Here is an 18,018-nt window from a genome sequence, read left to right on the forward strand (position 1 = left end):
TTATTGTTGCGGTTCCAGATTTTTTTATCATCAGTCCTCCCAGGGCGCTTTTGCCGAAAGATTTAAGGTGATCAAGGGCAGGGTCTTATCCGGGAGATCGTAAAATGCACTGGCCGGCTGGGTTATATTTACCGTAACGCTGGTGCCTGCGGGTGGAATAACGATGGGCTTAAACACCACAAGTGTACGGGTTCCGCTGGTTGCCTTTACAAACTGGAGGATCACGGCCTCCCCGGTTTTTTGTTTCAGGATCATACTGTCTACCGGGGTATTTTCGTATATCTTAAAGTTGGGATCGATCTCGGTCATCTGCGCGTTCAGTACGGGTTTCTTTACGGCCTCGGTCCGGCTGCGCCATATCGGTTCTGCCGCATCAATCAACAGGGCATAGGGCGCAAAATCGCCCGCCTGGCTACTCCAGCACAGGGTAAACCCGGTTTGCTCGCCGGCGTTGGATGGGGTGATGCCTGCCGCCAGCAGCATGTTTTCAAAATCAATATCCGAAAGCGTATGCACACTGGGGGCCGGACCGCCACCTGGTGCAGGAAGGCCAGCAAATGCGCCGGTTAATGCTTTATGTTTGACGGCTGTTGATTGCAGATCGGTGGTAAAGGCCTCAAGATTGGCATAACGGCTGGTTTTAAAAGCCCGCCGGAACAGCGGTTGTTCCGATTGATCGGCGGCAACAGGATCTTTGGGGTCAAATTCAAGATCAAACGTATAAGGCATCAACGGCTTCAGCTCAAACGGCGGACTGTACTTTGCATGGGTGGGATAGCTGATCTCGCCCATACAGGGAAGTTTCCCTTCTTCGATGAGCTTTTCAATGGCTTCCCGGTAGGGCGTTTTTACGCTTGCCGGAATGGCTTCCAGGGTGCTCACGATCTCGGGGCTTTGGAACACCGGTTGCCCATCGGCGCCGCGGATAACGGCTTTCAGCTGCTTGCCATAAGCCTGGTACATCTTCAGGAAGGCGTTGTCATTAAATACCACACTGAGCGGGTCTTTGTAAAAATGGAACCCATCATCCATCGCCGGCGTTGTGCCCAGTACATAGGGGGCCAGCGGCAGAGGCGGCTTGCTGTCCGTTCTGAATGCAAAACTTTGTGTTTTGTCTTCTTCTTTTTTAACGGTAAACGGATCTGATTTCTTTTGCCGGGTTTCAATCTTTACATGATAGTTGACGGAGATGCGGTATTCTTTGCCGGGTTTTAGCAGCGGAATAGGACTGTTGTCGTTCAGATAGCCGGTAAGGGTTTCCTGCTCGGTCTGCAGCATTTCGCCTACCTGGGCGCTTTGCTCCACTTCGCTCAGCTGCAGGGTTTCAATGGCCGATACCAGCAATAAAGGATAACCAATGCGCCGGTCGCAGGCACAGATGCGGATGCGGGTGGTTGCGGCGCTCTGCGGTTTTACCAGGAACAGGATCTTGCGGTACTGGTTAAAGAAGCCGCTGTTGAGGTAGGCCAGCGTGGGGATCATTTTGGGCCTCCAGGGCAGAGCTGCATTCAGCCAGTCGGCCGGTATATCGGTTGGTAATACCACATCGTAGTCGGTTACCAGCTCTGCAAGGCTGTAGGTATGCAGTACATGATTATCGGCATCCAACTCCTCCACCTTTATCCGTTTGGCGATGGCTTCGCTCAATTGCGTGGCCGATGGCTGTTCCCGGGTTGATTCTTTCAATTGGTTCAGCAGGGCTCCGTAAAAGAGGATCGATTCACAGGGGCCTGTTTCAAAATTGATATAACAGCAGTTGTCGGCCGAGTCATAATATTTTTTGATCTCCTCTTCTTTCAGCCATTCTATAAACTGCCGCCGTTTCTTTTCATCCGGTTTGGAGCAATAGGGCAGCTGCAGGGTGCGGAAGCATTTCAGCATGTCTTTGAAGCGGTCCAGGTCCGGCTTCCGGATGCGGGTATAGCAGATCTGCAAAAACTGCCCGGTAAAGTTCCGGTTGTACACAATGATGTGTTTGATATTTTCACCTTTTAATGATACCAGGTGGGTTTCCTCTTTCCGGCTTTTATCGATGAACAGCTGCTTGCTTACCAGTTTGCCTGCCGCATCATAGGCATAAAAGATCATGCGGGGCTCCTCTTTTGCCCTTGTGTTAAAACTGGTAAACGTGAAGTCTATTTCAGTTACGGGCTCTTTTAATACATCAATACGCATGTATTCGCGGATGCTGAGCCCGATCTGTTCTTTTATAAGCCGGAAATGTGTTTTATAAGGACTTTCAAAAGGTTTGAGCTCGGTGTGTTTTATAAAACCACGGGTCGTATTATAGAAGGATTTCTTTTCAGATGCGCTGAAGATCTCCAGCTCTTTTTCTACAATCAGCGGGTTGGCGGCATAGGCCTTCCGGTCGCGGGTAAGCTTAAAGCATTTCCGTTCCCGCGATGGCGGTACCTGTACATTATACTGGTCGATGCCCAGGATTTTAGCGGCATTGCAGGTGCCATAGCCGGCTTCGCTCATGAGGATATCAAAGCTGCTGAATTTTTTATTGGGGGTTGATTCCACCACGCGCATCATAGTGTTCACCGCCTTTAGTCTTACGGTACCATCCGGGTCGGGCTTGGGAATGCCGGTCAGCGTCCACCCGTTAGAGGAGTAGCCGATGGTCTGTTCACAAAAGGTGAACAATACCGGTGCGGGAGGGGCTGGCTTTTTACAGGCATCCTGCCAGCGAACGGTTACATTGGTATCCAGTTCCGTGCTTCTTTCCACCGCATGGGGAGCCGTGGTGGGGGTTCTGCTGAACGTAGCCAGGTCGATGCTGGTATCGGTCGGACTGCCATTATTGGGCCGGTCGATGCGCCAAACGCTGGGGGGCTTTCCCGAGGGATCGGTATAGTTAGTGCCGTTCTCGGTAAGGATTACACTCGTTAGCGTGTAGGTTACCTGTACTTCATCGCTCAGCGCAATGGTGCCCCCGGTGCCGCTGTAGGTGCCCGGTGATTGTACAAAGGAGTTGCCGGCAAAGCTGCCATCTACCAGCGGTGCGGCATGCAGTTGGATAACGGGGAGGGAATCGATGGGAACGGAAAGCAGGTTGGATGGAACAGGGCCCGATGCCAGATCGTGGGCATTACCGAGGCTTGCATCAATGGGCTTGGTGCTGCCCTGCCCGCTGGTGAGCACGGGGCTGAAGCTTTGCAGGTACACCCCGCGTATCAGCGGCGGCGCTTCCACATCATAGTTGTCATCGCCGATGGTGAGACCCACACAGGCACTGATTTCAAAGAAAAAGAGGTCGATGCTGCCGCAGATCTCCCCGTGCATATATACTTTCAGGTCATTACTGCCGGAAACCTTGCTTACCATTACATCAAAGCTGCCTCTTGCCCCAATGCTGATGATAACCAGGCGTAGCTTGCCCTCAAAGTACATAGTGCCTACTACCAGGAAGGGGCTGAAGCTGACGCCAAAATGCGCGCCCGCGGCTATTTTAAGATAGACACCTGCGCTCTCATCGCCCAGTACCAGTGCGGCTTCCAGGCCAATGGCGATGGCAATACCATTTAATTTTTTATTGCGTAAAAATGCCGGCACCCGGTTGCCGAATTTGGAATAGTCCAGCTCGTTGCCCTGGAGCATCAGGTAGGCGGAGCCGCGTACAATATCCAGTATGGTGGCGCTTGCGGGTTGTGCAATGGTGCCCAGCCAGAGATGCCAGTTGCTGGGATTGTTCCAGCTGAAATACAGCTCAATGGGCAGGGTAACGGCAAGCACCTGTTTAATGTTGAAGTTGAGCATTACACCCAATGTCAGCTGCTGGCGCCCGAAGTCGATATCTACAATACCAATGATACCCACTTGTAGCTCGGTAGCGGGCTGGGCGGGGTTGGAAGGCAATACCGAAACAATTTTTGCCTTTATCATAATGAGGATACGGGGGCCCGGCAGCTCCAGCACAAACATCCCCTGCAGGTTCACAAGGAAGCCGCCTTCCGTTGTACCCAGTAAAACGCCCACACCAAAACTCCAGCGGTCCAGCGCCATACCCCAGAGGGCAGTACTGCCGTTTTTTAATTTGGTAGGGTCGCCATCGGCATTAATGAGCCAGCGCAATGCAGGCCCCACGGCACTTGTAGGATCGGCGGCGGGCTCCAGGCGTTTGTAGTGCATGGCAAATACACCCAGGAAGCCATAGATACCCAGCCCGGTGGCGCCCAGGATAATGGGCGTGGGAAACTCTACCCGCAGTCCTACAAAAACGCTGATGGCTTCGCGTTTGGTAACAGGGTCCTTGATGGTACCTACGCCTACATTGGCGGCAATCCGTATCTTCAGGCTTACCAGGGTAAGGTCCAGTCCGCCCTGTACCCCTTTGGCCGGAATTTCCCGGAATCCTTCATCGGGATTGTTTTCATTGACCGGTACCTGCACGGTCGTGTCCAGGATCTCTACATACCCGCTGCCTACCAATACTCCGGGAATATTGACCCGTACGCCGCTGGGAATGATCTGCGGTACACCGGGCGGGTCCAGCGGTATTTTGAGTTTGAACCGGTCTACGGTAATAACGCCCAGGTCTACTTTTATAACAAAGTCGATTTCTAATGTTACCGGGTTAAAGCGGGCAATGCGGGCGCCGGCAATATTGAACAGCTGGCCCAGGGGGTCCGGCAGCCGGAATAAAGACGGATCACTCAGGTCCAGGTCGTACCCGCGGCTGGCGTCAAATACCGGTGTGTAGGTAAGTCCTTTATAAGCCGGGGTGTCGGAATAGTTCAGGTTAAAGCCGATGGCCTTGTACCGGGCGCGCAGTGGCGGGGGCAGGGGTGTGCTGGCCCCGGGCAGCCGGTCGCGGCCAATGCCCAGCTGCTCGCAAATGATGTCAAACTGAACTTCATAGTCAAACACCAGCCCGATGTCCAGACTGCGCAGGGGCTCGCCGGCGGCGGGTGTTACAAAACGGGTACGGGCCTCGCCGCCAAATAAGATCACGCGGCGGGTACGGAATACGTTGAGGCTGCCGATAGCTACGGGTACGGCCAGCCCTACAGCCAGCGATATCCAGGCGCCGGCATCATCGGTATTTTGCCCTACTTTGGTAGCTGCGCTGTTAATGATGGGGGCAAAGAGCAGCAGGGCGCCAAAGATATTTTTAAGCCGGTCGGTGCGGTCGGCATTGTTATCCATGTGCAGCAGGCCATCGGTGTCGGTGGCATCGCTTTTGAGCATGAAGACCAGCGTGGTTTCATGGGTGGCCTGATCGTACTGGTAGCCTATTTTAAAATCGACCGTGCCATCGTTGGGGTTGCCGTTATTGAGCTCCAAACCGTTCGACTCGCCGGATTCTGTCCGCAGGCGGTCCTCCATCTCGGTTTGAAAATCAATTTTCCCGTACAGCTCCAGCAGGCTGAGCCGGTTGCGTTCCACTTTTACCCGTATGCCCAGTTGTTTTAATACCGGTGGTATGGAATTGGGCAGGGGGGGCGCCTGCGGTGGCGCTGGCGGCACCGGCGTAGGCGGTGGATTGCCGGGGTTGTAAGCCGGGCGGTGGATGGTAGCGGTAATGGCCTGGTCGGCAGTGGCTGCCGAAGTAAAAGTGATGCGCACCATCCGGTTGGAGGCATTGGAATCCGGTGCATAGGGCAGGTTGGAGTGGCCGTTGGCATGTTTGGTGGGGGTAATGCCGGGATACAGTTGCTCCAGCCGGGTTTTTACCACCTGGGCTCTCCGGTCGGAGAGGTTGATATCGGCCGTGGCACCGCTGGGGTCATTGCTGGCCCAGCCCTCCAGGTGAATGGAAGCAATGCTGGCGGCATCGGGGAAATTTGCCCGGATGCTGTTCCAGGAAGCGGTAAAAATACTGTCGTCCGTGCTCATCGGGTTGCTGGTATAACCACTCATATCGCCGGAGCCGGTGCCGGGGCGTTTGAAGGTAAACAGGGCCTCCGGCTGAACCGGGAGCGCGCCTCCCGGGTTGCCCTGGAAGGTGACACTTACCGAAAGATTGGTATCGTTGGGCACCGTAAGCTGTACCGTGCGCTGGTTGGTGAATGTTTGCGGACTGGCGCCGCCGGTAACGGTTAATGTAAAGGGCTCTGGCCCTCTTACAGTGAGTCCTACCGTTTCGCCGCTGCTGCTGATGGCCAGTTCATGATTGGTGTCGTTACCCGTAATATTAAAGGGGTCCAGTGGCTGTAAAGGGTCTGTGGAAGCGGGGTTGTCGGCACTGGTGCCCTGCGGCGGGGCGGGTGTGGACGGGGCTTGTACCGTTACTTTAATGTATTCCGAACTATGCCCGGGCCCGCTGACACCGGTTGCGGAATCGGTTACGGCAATAAATACATTACGGTCGCCGGGGGTATTAAACGTGGCGGAGCGGGAGCTGCCGTTCCAGATATTGGTGCCGTTTTCCAGCACTTCAATGGTATAGGCCGGCATACCGCCGGATATATCCAGTTGCATCACCGTGCCCTGGGGTACAGTGATCCTCCCGGTGGGTTGTCCGGCAGGTAATACCGAAACGGGGGGATCAATAATGCCCCTCACCAGCCCGTCCACGCGCTGCGCGCCGTTATAAAAGAGGGGTGTGGTGCTAAGGTTGCTGAGGGTTTCATTCAGGTAAAGATCCAGGGCCGCCTCCAGGGTTACTTCGCCGTCAAAGGAAATAAGGGCGTCTTTGAACCGCAGGTTAAATCCCAGCCCCTGGTCGTTACTATAGTATAAAAGCGCCTGGCCAATATAGATACCCGTCCACTCCTCGTCCACACCAAAATGATCCAGGATCTCGGGCGGGGTGGCATCTTTGCTCAGGTCCAAAACCACCTGGTCGATGCTGAAGGCCACATGCTCGCTCTGGTGTACGGCAATGGCAGGATGCATCCTGATCAGTTCTCCCATGGCCAGGTCCTGGGGGGCGTCAAAACCGGCTACACCCCAGCTTTCAAGTTTTACCTGGGGACTAAGGTCGTTGGCATTATCGGTTTGGGTATAGCTGATCAATACTTTGGGCAGACTGATGGTAACCCGCTCACTGGCGTGCTCCGGGTCAATTTTGACCCGGTTATTGGAGGGGTCGATGGTGCCGGGCTTCCAGGTATCGCCCAGCGAAAAATTGAGCACATCAATGAGCAGCTCCAGCCGGAAGGATACGGCGGGGTAATCGACCACCTGCACCGGCAATGCATCCATATCCGCATCCGGCTGCGGGCGCAGATCGTTGAGCAGGGCCGCCACCTGGGGCAGTTTCCCGCTTGATGAACTGTTGGCTGCTATATCCACAAATTCGGCCCCGTCCCGCGGGATCATCATCCGGAACCCGAGGTTTTTTTTCTCCCAGGTAAAGCGGCTTCCGCCGGGCTCTTCGTGTACCACTTCGGCGGTGCCGCTGCCGGAGTCCTCAAAGCTGGCCGTACCGGTGTACACCACAAAGTGGTCGTCATAAAAACAATTTAGTTCGTCCACTGCCAGTATCGACAGGTAACTGGACACCTGCTGCGGCAGCTGGATTCCGGCCAGGTACTGTGGCGCTAAGAGGTCAAAGAGGCCTAATTTCCGGGGCATATAATGCTGTTTAAAGTCAATGAGGGTCGTACATGATCCTATAAATCTAAGTCATGAAAAAGGCGATTGCAATCGCTATTTTTGGTGATGGAGGGGATGCGCTGACCGTATTGCCGCTTGTTTATGCCGCTGGTGTTGTTAAAAACAGGTTTTTTGCGCATTACGGAGATGCCTGTTGATTTATTTAGACTTTCCAGGCGATACAGAAAGGATACAGCCAGAATACAGCCAGGATACAGAAAGGATACAGAAAGGATACAGAAAACATGCGTTTTGAGATCAGAAGGGATCAGGAGGGATCACAAGGGATCAGAAGAGATCATAAAGGGTCATAAGGGATCAAAAAAATAAACCGGCACTTTAATGCCCTAACTTTATGTAAGAAACCATTTATGTATTCATTTTTAAAATTTAAAGATGTTATAGACAATGTTTTTGGCTGCATTCCAAATTGTTGCTGTCATGCTGAATTTATTTCAGCATCTATGCATATTGTCGTTCAATAGACCCTGAAACAAGAATAGATCCCGGGTCAAGCCCGGGATGACATCTTGGGGTGACATTAGGTTTATGGGAACGCGCCTTTTTTTTTGCAAATGCGATTTGTTTTAACCCAAGCTCTTCGAAGCATGTAGCTACATGAGGCTTGCAGCCTCGTGCCATTAAGATATTGCCTTTGGCGATAATAGATAATTAAATTTTATTGCGGAACCGATGACGAATGCCACTGTAGGATCTGCTGTTTAAGCCAGATCGGTACCCTGATTTTATTTTCCACTTTTGTCATTGATACAAAAGTGGAGCAAAAGATCTAGTCCGCCACAAGGCAAATTCCGCCCTATTGTGATCGGTTACGGCTGAATATTTACGGAGGGGGCGGAACCGATAAAATCTGCGTTGCAGGCCTGGTTATGACAGCCTTCCTGCAGCTGCTTTTTGAAGATTCTCATCGGCGCCATAACCGCCATTCCACTTGATTTTATCTTTTGCTGTGCGGCGGACGCCCCCTTCGAGGATGTAGCCACTTCTTTAGCATGATCGGGGTTATCGCTGCAACAGACGGTGAAGGTTGTATCGATTAAAGCATAGAAATTCTGAAGCTGAGCGTCCGCCACGGCGGACCTACCACTTTGTACTGAAGGTGATAGAAGCACCCCTCCGGAATCGTGCCGTAACCGATTCCGGGGCCCTTTTTGGGTACCTTTTTGGGCAAACAAAAAGGCTACAAAAAAATTAATGCAAGGGTTTTGTGGGGTTGGTTGTGTTTTGCTTGCAGCATCTTCGCTCCTCAACAACCAGAACCTACTGTCTTACAGTCTAATTTGCTTGAATACTGGTTGAACAGCAGCCCCTATATAACGCAGTTCTTTTGACGCTGCCGGCAGTTTTAACAGCCGCATGGGCGATGGGGTTGATCCCAATACTGCCTATGATGCCAACGGCAACCTGACTAAAGATGAAAACAAAAACATCAGCAGTATCAGCTACAATGTTTTAAATTTACCGGAGCAAATTATTGTTACTTCCCCAGTGGGGGGATCCGGAGGGGGCGGAACAATTGCGTATCTTTATGATGCGGCAGGTAATAAGCTCGGCAAAACAGTATCGGAAACCGGCCAACCGCAAAAAGTAACCACCTACCTGGGTGGAATGATCTTTGAAAATGGGGTATTGCAATTTGTAAACACCGAAGAAGGACGGGTAAGGCTGTCGGGTGGTGCATGGGTGTATGATTATTTTTTGAAGGATCATTTGGGCAATGTGAGGTCCGTTATCGATGAAAATGGAAATTTATTAGAGGAGACGAGTTATTATCCGTTCGGGTTGACAGTGAAAGGTATCAGTAGTGAGCAAACAGGCTCATTACACAACCGTTATATGTTCGGAGGTAAAGAGTTAAACAACAAAGAATTTACAGATGGTACGGGATTGGAGATGTATGATTTTGGGGCGAGGAATTATGACCCACAAATCGGAAGATGGGATACTATAGATCCTCTAAGCGACAAAATGCGACGCTTCTCACCGTACAATTACGCCTTTGATAATCCATTCGATATATAGATCCAGATGGCATGGCGCCATTGACTGATTATTATAAACTCTATGGTAAGATGGTTAAGCATGTCGAAGATGGAAAAACAGATAAAGTGCTTGTATTGACTACAAGTAAGAAGGAGGCTGACGTTAATGCTGCCATTGATAAGAGAAATGTATTGAATAATCCAACGAATGAGTTGTCTGCAAAACTTGAAAATGCATATGATAAAACTGAGGCTAGTGGGAAAGAAAATTATTTAGAAGTTGGCCAACAAGGAAAAATATCCAAAACTGTTGAAAGTAAAGAGGCTGAGGTTACTTATAATGATCGAGCTGATGCAAGAAGAGATCTAATAGCACAGGGAGATAAGCCTTCTTATGATGCGCACACTCATCCATTAGAGAAAGATAAAGACGGGAATATTGTAAGCGTTGGTACTCCAACTCCATCAAAGACAGATCAAGCCGGTTCAGGTACAACGCCCAACGTTGTTTTAGGCTATAAACAAGAAGTAGTATCCACTTCCAGTTCATTAGGGGGTAGCACTACTACATTGGGAGGAGGCGGTTCTAAAGTAGAGACAACAAGGCACATATGATTTTACAATTATAGCGGATCAATTATTACCCAACCGTTTTCATCTTTTCAGGATGCAATTAAGAAAATAAACAAAAAGTAATGGCCAAGTCTCTTACATATTTAGTATTGTTTTTTATATGCTGCATTGCTGTTTCTTGCAACAGGTATATAGATGTTGCCAAGACAAGAACTCGTGTACCAATAATGCAGGACTACTTTGATTTTTATCCTGATAGCAATGTTTTTTTGCATAAAACGAATGTTGTTTTAACAAAGGATACAGAAAAGATATATCCAAAATCATTTAAGGTTAAGCTGCCTAAAGGGTTAAGATGGTATGGAATATTAGGTTCCTCCGATTTTGAGTTCCATTATGATAAAAAACAGGTAGTCTTTATTAATATTGATTTAGACATTAAAGAAGCAAATCGAGATACAGCTTATTCCCCTTCTCAAGATGAATTAAATAATTTTGTTCTTTATAAGATATCTACTTCAGATCATAAGAAGGATAACATTAAAGCAATACCGATAAACATCAACAGGAAACAGATGTTTATAAAAAAAGGAGCGGCAACCATTTTGTTATATAACATTGACCCCAAAAGATATCAGTTGTTTTACAATTACGTAAATGGTTTTAGTTTTATTGGGAAGTAAGGGGATCGAGAAATCTTCAACAGTAAAGCCCGGCGCAGCCGGGCTTTACTTATTGCGCGTAAGCTTTTTTAGTTTTATGATCTCTGAGAAGAGCGTCCATGAGGGCGAACAGGTGAGCTTGCTCATCTTCAGGTAACTGCTGGATATCGGCCATGCGTTTTACCATGCTTTTTTCGAGCAGCAGATCGGTATTGCCGGTGAGGTAATTTGATGATACTTCGAGAGCGTCAGCGATCTTAGCCGCCACTTCAATAGAGGGTTTTACTTCGTTGCGCTCGTAGCGACCGTAGGCATCGCCATTGATGCCGATCTTTATCCCCAAGCTCTTCGAAGCATGTAGCTGCATGAGGCTTGCAGCCACATGCCATTAAGATATTGCCTTTGGCGATAATAGATAATTAAATCTCATTGCGGAACCGATGATAAATGCCAATATCTACATAGGGTCTGCTGTTTAACTCGCGATTCAACAAATTTCATCATAAAACGGGCTCATTTGAGGTCAGATAAAGACAAGATGCGGCAAGCAAAGCACGACCAACCCCGCAAAACCCTTGCATTATTTTTTTGTAGCCTTTTTGTTTGCCCAAAAAGGTACCCAAAAAGGGCCCCGGAATCGGTTACGGCTCGATTCCGGATGAGTGCTTCTATTACCTTCAGTACAAAGTGGTAGGTCCGCCGCTGGCGGACACTCAGCTTCAGAATTTCTATGCTTCAATCGATACTGCCTCCACCATTTGTAGCAGCAATGATTTTGAACATGCTAAAGAAACGATTACCTTCCCGAAGGTGCCGTCCGCCGCACAGTGAAAGATAAAATCCAGTGGAATGGCGGTTATGACGTCCACAACGAGCAGCAAACAGAATACTGCCTGCAGGCGGTCATAACCAGGCCTGAAACGCAGATTTTAGCGGTTCCGCCGTAGCCGCAATATCCCCAAACTCTTCGAAGCATGAAGCTGCATGAGGCTTGTAGGCACATGCCATTAAGATATTGCCTTTGGCGATAATAGATAATTAAATCTTAGCATCGGGCTGGTTTTCATTTGCTCATCCTATGCGCCAGGGCAATCAGCTCGGCCGTGCTCTGAACCTGTAATTTACGGTGTATATTTTTCCGGTGGGTTTCAACGGTATAAACGCTCAGGTCCAGTATCCCCGCAATTTGCTTGGAGGCATTGCCTTCTTTTATCAGCTGCAAAATGTCCAGCTCCCGGGGCGATAATTTGTACTGCAGCAGGAAAGGATCATCATCTCCCGGGAAACCGGGAACAATGGCAGGCGCTGCCGCGGCCGGAAAGGCGGTCAATCCCTTATTTACATTCAGGATCGCTTCTTTCAGCACCGGTGCTGTTACATCCTTCATAATAAAGCCGGCCGCCCCCATTTTTTTTGCCTGTTCGGTTAGCTGCACATTGTTATACATACTGATAAAAATGATTTTCATTTTTGGGAACAGGCCCAATATCTTCCGGGCCGCCTCCATGCCGTTTAAGAAGGGCATATTCACGTCCATCAGGATCATGTCGGGCACAGCTGTATTCAGTTTTTGCATCAGCATTTTGCCATCCGTTACTTTGCCGATCACATCAAAACTGTCCAGCGAGTGTACGATCTGCTCCAGCCCGTCGGCAAAAAGTGTGTGATCGTCTGCGATGATGATTTTGGTCCGGTTCATGAACGTGAATTTTTATAAGGGTATAACAATAATAATGGTGGTACCCTGCCTGTTTGTATCAATATTTATTGTTCCGTTGAGAAAGGCTACGCGTGAGCTTATGTTCTTTAACCCGATGCCGGCTGCTGTTTTGCCGGTTGTAAAACCAATGCCATTGTCTTCCACAACCAGGGTTATTTGCTCATCTGCAATTGTAATATCAATATTCGCCTGCGAAGCTTTGGCATGTTTTACGATATTGTTCACCAGCTCGTTAATGACCCGGTACAGGGTAACGGTCTGCATTTCATTGAGCTTTGTATCATCGCCATCAGTGCTTATTGCAAAACGGGTGGCGCCAAAGCTGTTGAGTACATCCATCCTGTTCTTTAATTCCTGGAACAGGTACAATGTTGTGAGATCCTTTGGCAATAAGTTATGCGAAATATTCCGGAGATCAGTAAGCGCTTTTTTAGTTATAGACGTACTACGCTCATAGTGTTGTTGGACTGCAGGCGTTGCCGGGCTCCCGGTTTCGGGCGGGTTGGTGATGTGTAGTAATAATGAGCTTAAGGTGGCTCCCACATCATCGTGCAGATCCTGGGCCAGCCGCTTTCGCTCCTCCTCCTGGGCGCTTACGATCTGCTGTGCCATTTGGAGCTGCTGACCGGCCAGCGCCAGGCGCAGCGTTTCTTTTTCGTTTTTAAACAGGTTATACCGGTAAATGATCCCGATAAAAATAATGATCGTTTCTATAATGATCCCCTGCTGTATATTGGTGGGAGGAGAAACCAGCTCCGATACATCTCCGCGTCCAATGATAATATAACAGGTTTTCGCAATACTGAAGGCCAGGTAAAACATGGCGGCCAGGAAAAACCAGGCGGGCTTAAAACCCTGGCGGATACGCAAGATGGCGGCCCATATCATACCCAATGCAATGCCGGCAACCGCAAGCAGGTAAATGTTCATGACGATCTTTTTCAGAACCGAATAATAGGGCACGCCGGTATATACTCCTATTTTTACGGGCAATATGAGGATTAATACCCATTTTGCGATAGTCAAAAATGTATAAGCCCTGGCTTTTGTCTGCTTTAATTTTAAAAAGACCGTGGCCAGCTGGGCCATTAGTACCATGGTGACGGCGCCGGTGATCCCCTGCGACTGCTGGAACCAGGCGGGGTGGTTGGGGAAGAATAACTGGTAGTCGATGCCCATACTGCTAAAGAACCAGATGAGTGCCACGCATACATAAAGCGCGTACAGGAAATGGATCCGGTCCTTTAATGAAATGCCCAGGAATATATTGATCAGGATATTAAAGAGCATCATCCCCATAATCGTTCCAAAGACCAGGTAAAGGTTTTGTTCCTTTTTTTTAAAATGACGGGCGCTCATTAGTTCCGGCTTTGTACTGAATAGTTCTCCCCGCTTTTCAGCCATGATCAGGTAAGTAGCGCTTTGCCCGGCTTCCATACTTATGGGAAATACAAAATCATGATAGGGATAGCTTCTTGTTGCAAAGGGAAACAAAGAACCCTGGGTCCACAGCTTTTCAAAACCAGCCGTTGTTTTAAGATAAATGTCTATGACGTCAATATAGGGGTTGTTGAACTGATAAAAAAGAGCATTGCTGCTATCTGATCTGTTTTGCAGGGTGAACGTCATCCAGTAATAATAGCTGCTGAACCCGGAGTTGATGGAAATATCAGGTGCCAGCAACCGGCCCGCTCCGTTTTGCAGTAAATAGAAGGCGCTGTCTGCCGGCATCCGTTGCGCTGTTTGCATCCAGTGCAAATAGTCTGCAACAGGGTATACTTCCTGGCCGGTAATGATCAGTGGTTTTTGCTGCGGCCGGCATAAAGCCGGCCCGCTGCCCAGGAGGCAGAGCAGCCAATAAAGAGGGATACCAAACCGCAGCCGGAATCGTTTCATATATCTTGTAAAGATGCGCAATAAAATATTAGGATTAAAATACCAAAAAACAGGTAAAGGCTCTTGTTTTATGAGCACTACCGACTTTTTGGTATTGTACCCGGCCCGTTCCAACATTACTTTTGTACCAGTATTTAAAAGCCCTGATAGAACAACTGCTTATATGATACACTATAAATATCTTTTAAAAAGACTGTTCAATCTTACCTGCTGTTGCCTGCTGCTCCCTCTTTTTTTAAAGGCGCAGTATGGGTCCGGTGTTCCGGAGCCAAAGTGCTACATTGGGCTGCAGGCGGGCGCCCCCTTGTTTTGGGGCGATATTACTTCAGTTGGTAAAAAAACCTATCCGGGGGCTGCCATAGGTATTGCCGGCGGCTACCGTTTTGGCAAATGGCTGGCTGCCGAGCTGGACGCCGATTATGGTGCGGGAATATTGGGAGCATCAGAATGGCAGGTTAATGACTACATCGACAATAACGGAGTACTCCAATATACCAAAGGAAGCTGGACACTGGGATCCGTTTACAGCAGGACCCGTTTTATAAGCCTGGGTTTGCGGCTTCCCGTGCGCTTGTTTGCCCTGCTGCGTCCTTCAAAAGACAGGGTGGTGGACCTGGAGCTGGCGCCCCGCTTCTCTTTCAACCATTTTACCCCGGAAATTTTCGATCTCCGTTCCTACGGGAAACTTACGGAAGGCGCTGCGCCTCAAAAATGGGTATATGCAGCCGGAGGTGATGCGGGGGTTGCCGTGAAGCTGGATAGAAAGGCCAAAGTTTATCTGCGTTCTGCCCTGAGCTGGATTAGTGATGAGCGGTTTGAAGGGATCAGCACCCGGCCGGCATGGCGGGTCAATCTTTTGCTTTATACCACGGCCGGCGTACAGTTCGATATTGGAAGAGCCAAAAATTAGCCTTGGTTCGTGTCCCCACGAACCAACTTCCGGTTCGTTTTGGTTTGTGTGCTCATTGTCTTGGTTCGTGTCCCCATTGTCTTGGTTCGTGTCCTCACGAACCAACCAACTAAATAAAAATTTTTATTTATGCGTATTTCAGTTTACTTATTCCTGTTGATAATGATGGTAGCCGCTTGCCGCCGCACCGATTTTGATGAACTGCGCCGGATGCAGGAAAATCAGCAGGATCAGCTCAATAGTCAGGCTAACCGCATTGCGGCTTTGGAAGCAGCGGTAAAAGGCATTAACAGCGATATTAATGCTTTAAAAGCCGTTGCAGAAGCGCTGCAAAAAAACATCAGCGTAACATCTTATGTTGCCACTGCCACCGGTTACCTGCTTACGATGAGCGATGGCAGCAGCATTGCACTTGTTAACGGTAAAGATGGTACCAATGGAAAAGACGGTGCTAATGGCAATAATGGACAAAACGGTACTAATGGCGTTAATGGAAAAGACGGATTGAATGCCCCGGCCATAGGAGTAAAGCAGGGGGGCGATGGACAATATTACTGGACACTTGGCGGGGATTTTATACTGCAAAGCGGCCAAAAGCTGCGGGTAACGGGTAATGATGGTGCAAGCGGGCAGGATGGACAGGATGGTCAAAACGGTAAAGATGGCGCCAATGGCATTACCCCGCAGCTACGGGCAGATGCGGCAGCCAACCAATGGCTCATCAGTTATGATGGCGGTACCAACTGGCAGGTGGTAAAAGACAAAAACGGCAACCCTGTACCCGCCATTGGCCCGCAGGGCAGCAAAGGCGATACCGGTGCACAGGGCCCGGCAGGCATACCGGGCTTTAGTATTACAGGAGATGGCAATTATGTAACGATTACCTACACGACTAACGGGCAAACTCAAAGCTACACCCTGCCCACAGCCGATTGGCAAATAACACCGGGACCGGGCTATACCCTGCTTTTAAAACCCAATGGAGATCTTTACGGAGTGGGGGATAATGCATACGGGCAGCTGGGTACGGGAAACTATGATAATCCCGCAACACCTGTGGTTATCATGTTTGGCGTTAAACAGGCGGTTGCCGGTAATGGCCATACCCTGGTATTAAAGAATGATGGTACCGTTTGGGGCGCAGGACGCAACTCTTACGGCCAATTAGGAACAGGAAATATACAATCGCATAACACATTTGTAAAACTGGCAGAGGACGTAAAATCTATTGCAGCAACCTACTTTTCCTCTTTTATTGTTAAAGACGATGGCAGTTTGTGGGCTACCGGTTTCAATGAGTTTGGCCAGCTGGGGATTGGCCACCGCAACCCCACCAATAGTTTCACCCCCGTAAAAATAATAACCAATGATGTAAAAGAGATAACCGGCACTTATGCGCATACGCTTTTTGTAAAAAACGATGGTTCGGTTTATGGAGCAGGTGCCAACTCAAGCTATCAGCTGGGACTGGACCAAAGCCAGACAACCGACCTTGCCGGCAGTGGCACTGTTTGCAGCTTTACGCCGCTTTATATTACCGGCAGCGTAAAAGCAGCTGCCTGTGGTTACAATGCGTTTTCTATCATTCTTAAGAATGATGGTACGGCCTGGGCTGCCGGCCGCAACGCAGCTGGTGAAATGGGTACCGGGGATAACAACCCACGTTATCAATTTACAAAAGTAGCAGACGACGTAAAAGCAATCGGCTGCGGTATCATCAATTCCATACTCCTGAAAAATGACGGCTCGGTGTGGACTACAGGGACAGACCAGCGTGGAGAGATGGGTACCGGCAGCAGAAGTGCCATTAATCAGTTTACACAGGTAGCGGGCGATGCCGTAAAATTGATTCCTGGATTGGCAAGCAATATGATCAAAAAGAGCGATGGTAGCTATTGGGCAACGGGTTTTAACGAATTTGGTAATTTACTGATTGGCGGTACCTCTAATGTGAGTGTGTTTACTAAAGCTGTACTGCCGTAACGCGGAGATCTTTAATCAGGCAACCCTCAACCGTTGCGTTTATAGCAAAGAAGATAGAACAAGGCCCGGAGTAAGTGCTTTTTAAGGCCGGAGATGCCCATTGTATAAAATAACTGACCCGGAAAGGGTTAGCCCTCAACCCCCTGTTTACCATGCAAGCCCCTCGGCAAGCCCGTGTGCATGCGCACGCGTATGCCTTCAAAAACAATAACGATATTCTCATTTACCTTTCGGAAAGAGAGAATGAGATCCTGCGCCTGATTTGCTGCGAAACTGGACCGATGGTACCAACGGTGGCTGGGAGAAAAAGGGAGGCCAGATCATCGGGAGCTCTAACTACAGGATCTTTGTAGAGTCGCAAACGACCAGGGGCTGCCATTGGACCATTGAGATTTTTTATGTTAACAAAAATGATTATAGGTTTGAGTAAGTCTTAAGATCGTAGTCTTTATGGCAGAATAAATGGAAGCGGACGCAAGTTCAAAAGTCGCTATTATGTCATGCCGTCCCGATAGGAGCGATCGGGATTGTTTCGGTATATAAAGATGCTTGTTCGTCAATAGATGCTGAAACAAGAATAGATCCCGGGTCAGGCCCGGGATGACATCTTCGGAATGGCATCCCGCTTTAAAGCGACTTTTGACAGCCGCTTTACATTGACGAATCGCAGAAGAGAATCCATCAGCATGGCCCGGAGCAGTCAGCAGGAAATAATAGCAATTTTCT

12 protein-coding genes are annotated in these 18,018 nt (G+C 49.3%); 7 read left to right on the plus strand and 5 right to left on the minus strand.

Features of this window, described 5'->3' with window-relative positions; genetic code table 11:
- Positions 1–30: 30 nt before the first annotated feature.
- A complete protein-coding gene (locus GGU45_RS19690; protein ID WP_435227686.1) occupies positions 31–7,524 on the minus strand; it encodes a hypothetical protein in 7,494 nt (2,497 codons plus the stop codon).
- Positions 7,525–7,577: 53 nt separating this feature from the next.
- Between GGU45_RS19690 and GGU45_RS19695 the strand changes: the two genes are divergently transcribed.
- Positions 7,578–7,703, plus strand: a complete 126-nt coding sequence (locus GGU45_RS19695; protein ID WP_435227688.1) for a hypothetical protein — start codon at positions 7,578–7,580, stop codon at positions 7,701–7,703.
- Between the two features lie 672 nt (positions 7,704–8,375).
- Here the strand turns inward: GGU45_RS19695 and GGU45_RS19700 are convergent.
- On the minus strand, positions 8,376–8,639 hold the full coding sequence (locus tag GGU45_RS19700) for a hypothetical protein (protein WP_435227689.1): 264 nt from the start codon (positions 8,637–8,639) through the stop codon (positions 8,376–8,378).
- A gap of 283 nt (positions 8,640–8,922) precedes the next feature.
- Between GGU45_RS19700 and GGU45_RS19705 the strand changes: the two genes are divergently transcribed.
- From GGU45_RS19705 to GGU45_RS19715, 3 genes are all read left to right on the plus strand, one after another.
- On the plus strand, positions 8,923–9,588 hold the full coding sequence (locus GGU45_RS19705) for an RHS repeat domain-containing protein (RefSeq protein ID WP_435227690.1): 666 nt from the start codon (positions 8,923–8,925) through the stop codon (positions 9,586–9,588).
- 11 nt (positions 9,589–9,599) lie between these two features.
- Complete coding sequence (locus GGU45_RS19710; protein WP_435227692.1) at positions 9,600–10,163, plus strand: hypothetical protein; 564 nt, start codon at positions 9,600–9,602, stop codon at positions 10,161–10,163.
- Between the two features lie 80 nt (positions 10,164–10,243).
- The gene (locus GGU45_RS19715) at positions 10,244–10,804 is read left to right on the plus strand and encodes a hypothetical protein (protein WP_435227693.1); all 561 of its coding nucleotides are present in this window, start codon (positions 10,244–10,246) and stop codon (positions 10,802–10,804) included.
- A 49-nt stretch (positions 10,805–10,853) separates the two neighbouring features.
- Here the strand turns inward: GGU45_RS19715 and GGU45_RS19720 are convergent, their stop codons facing one another.
- The 3 genes from GGU45_RS19720 to GGU45_RS19730 all read right to left on the minus strand — a co-directional run bounded on the left by GGU45_RS19720 (position 10,854) and on the right by GGU45_RS19730 (position 14,516).
- Positions 10,854–11,165: a helix-turn-helix domain-containing protein gene (locus GGU45_RS19720; protein ID WP_435227695.1), complete on the minus strand. Its 312-nt coding sequence runs from the start codon at positions 11,163–11,165 to the stop codon at positions 10,854–10,856.
- Positions 11,166–11,846: 681 nt separating this feature from the next.
- Entirely contained in the window at positions 11,847–12,482 is a 636-nt protein-coding gene (locus GGU45_RS19725; protein WP_435227697.1) for a response regulator, read from the minus strand.
- 12 nt (positions 12,483–12,494) lie between these two features.
- On the minus strand, positions 12,495–14,516 hold the full coding sequence (locus tag GGU45_RS19730; protein ID WP_435227699.1) for a sensor histidine kinase: 2,022 nt from the start codon (positions 14,514–14,516) through the stop codon (positions 12,495–12,497).
- Positions 14,517–14,562: 46 nt separating this feature from the next.
- Here GGU45_RS19730 and GGU45_RS19735 point away from each other — a divergent pair, with 46 nt between their 5' ends.
- The 3 genes from GGU45_RS19735 (at position 14,563) to GGU45_RS19745 (ending at position 17,722) form a co-directional block, all read left to right on the plus strand.
- The gene (locus tag GGU45_RS19735) at positions 14,563–15,309 is read left to right on the plus strand and encodes a hypothetical protein (protein ID WP_435227700.1); all 747 of its coding nucleotides are present in this window, start codon (positions 14,563–14,565) and stop codon (positions 15,307–15,309) included.
- 129 nt (positions 15,310–15,438) lie between these two features.
- Complete coding sequence (locus tag GGU45_RS19740) at positions 15,439–17,292, plus strand: PL29 family lyase N-terminal domain-containing protein (protein WP_435227702.1); 1,854 nt, start codon at positions 15,439–15,441, stop codon at positions 17,290–17,292.
- A gap of 262 nt (positions 17,293–17,554) precedes the next feature.
- Positions 17,555–17,722: a hypothetical protein gene (locus GGU45_RS19745; protein WP_435227704.1), complete on the plus strand. Its 168-nt coding sequence runs from the start codon at positions 17,555–17,557 to the stop codon at positions 17,720–17,722.
- Positions 17,723–18,018 lie beyond the last annotated feature (296 nt).

Origin of the sequence: Niabella hirudinis, from assembly GCF_051201075.1 — a bacterium.
GTDB lineage: Bacteria > Bacteroidota > Bacteroidia > Chitinophagales > Chitinophagaceae > Niabella > Niabella hirudinis.

Bases quoted from the DNA above. Each gene is read 5' to 3' on its own strand.
- GGU45_RS19740 (WP_435227702.1), top strand. From the start codon at position 15,439: ATGCGTATTTCAGTTTACTTATTCCTGTTGATAATGATGGTAGCCGCT.
- GGU45_RS19725 (WP_435227697.1), bottom strand. From the start codon at position 12,482: ATGAACCGGACCAAAATCATCATCGCAGACGATCACACACTTTTTGCC.
- GGU45_RS19735 (WP_435227700.1), top strand. From the start codon at position 14,563: ATGATACACTATAAATATCTTTTAAAAAGACTGTTCAATCTTACCTGC.
- GGU45_RS19695 (WP_435227688.1), top strand. From the start codon at position 7,578: ATGAAAAAGGCGATTGCAATCGCTATTTTTGGTGATGGAGGGGATGCG.
- GGU45_RS19715 (WP_435227693.1), top strand. From the start codon at position 10,244: ATGGCCAAGTCTCTTACATATTTAGTATTGTTTTTTATATGCTGCATT.
- GGU45_RS19705 (WP_435227690.1), top strand. From the start codon at position 8,923: ATGGGCGATGGGGTTGATCCCAATACTGCCTATGATGCCAACGGCAAC.
- GGU45_RS19730 (WP_435227699.1), bottom strand. From the start codon at position 14,516: ATGTTGGAACGGGCCGGGTACAATACCAAAAAGTCGGTAGTGCTCATA.
- GGU45_RS19690 (WP_435227686.1), bottom strand. From the start codon at position 7,524: ATGCCCCGGAAATTAGGCCTCTTTGACCTCTTAGCGCCACAGTACCTG.
- GGU45_RS19710 (WP_435227692.1), top strand. From the start codon at position 9,600: ATGGCGCCATTGACTGATTATTATAAACTCTATGGTAAGATGGTTAAG.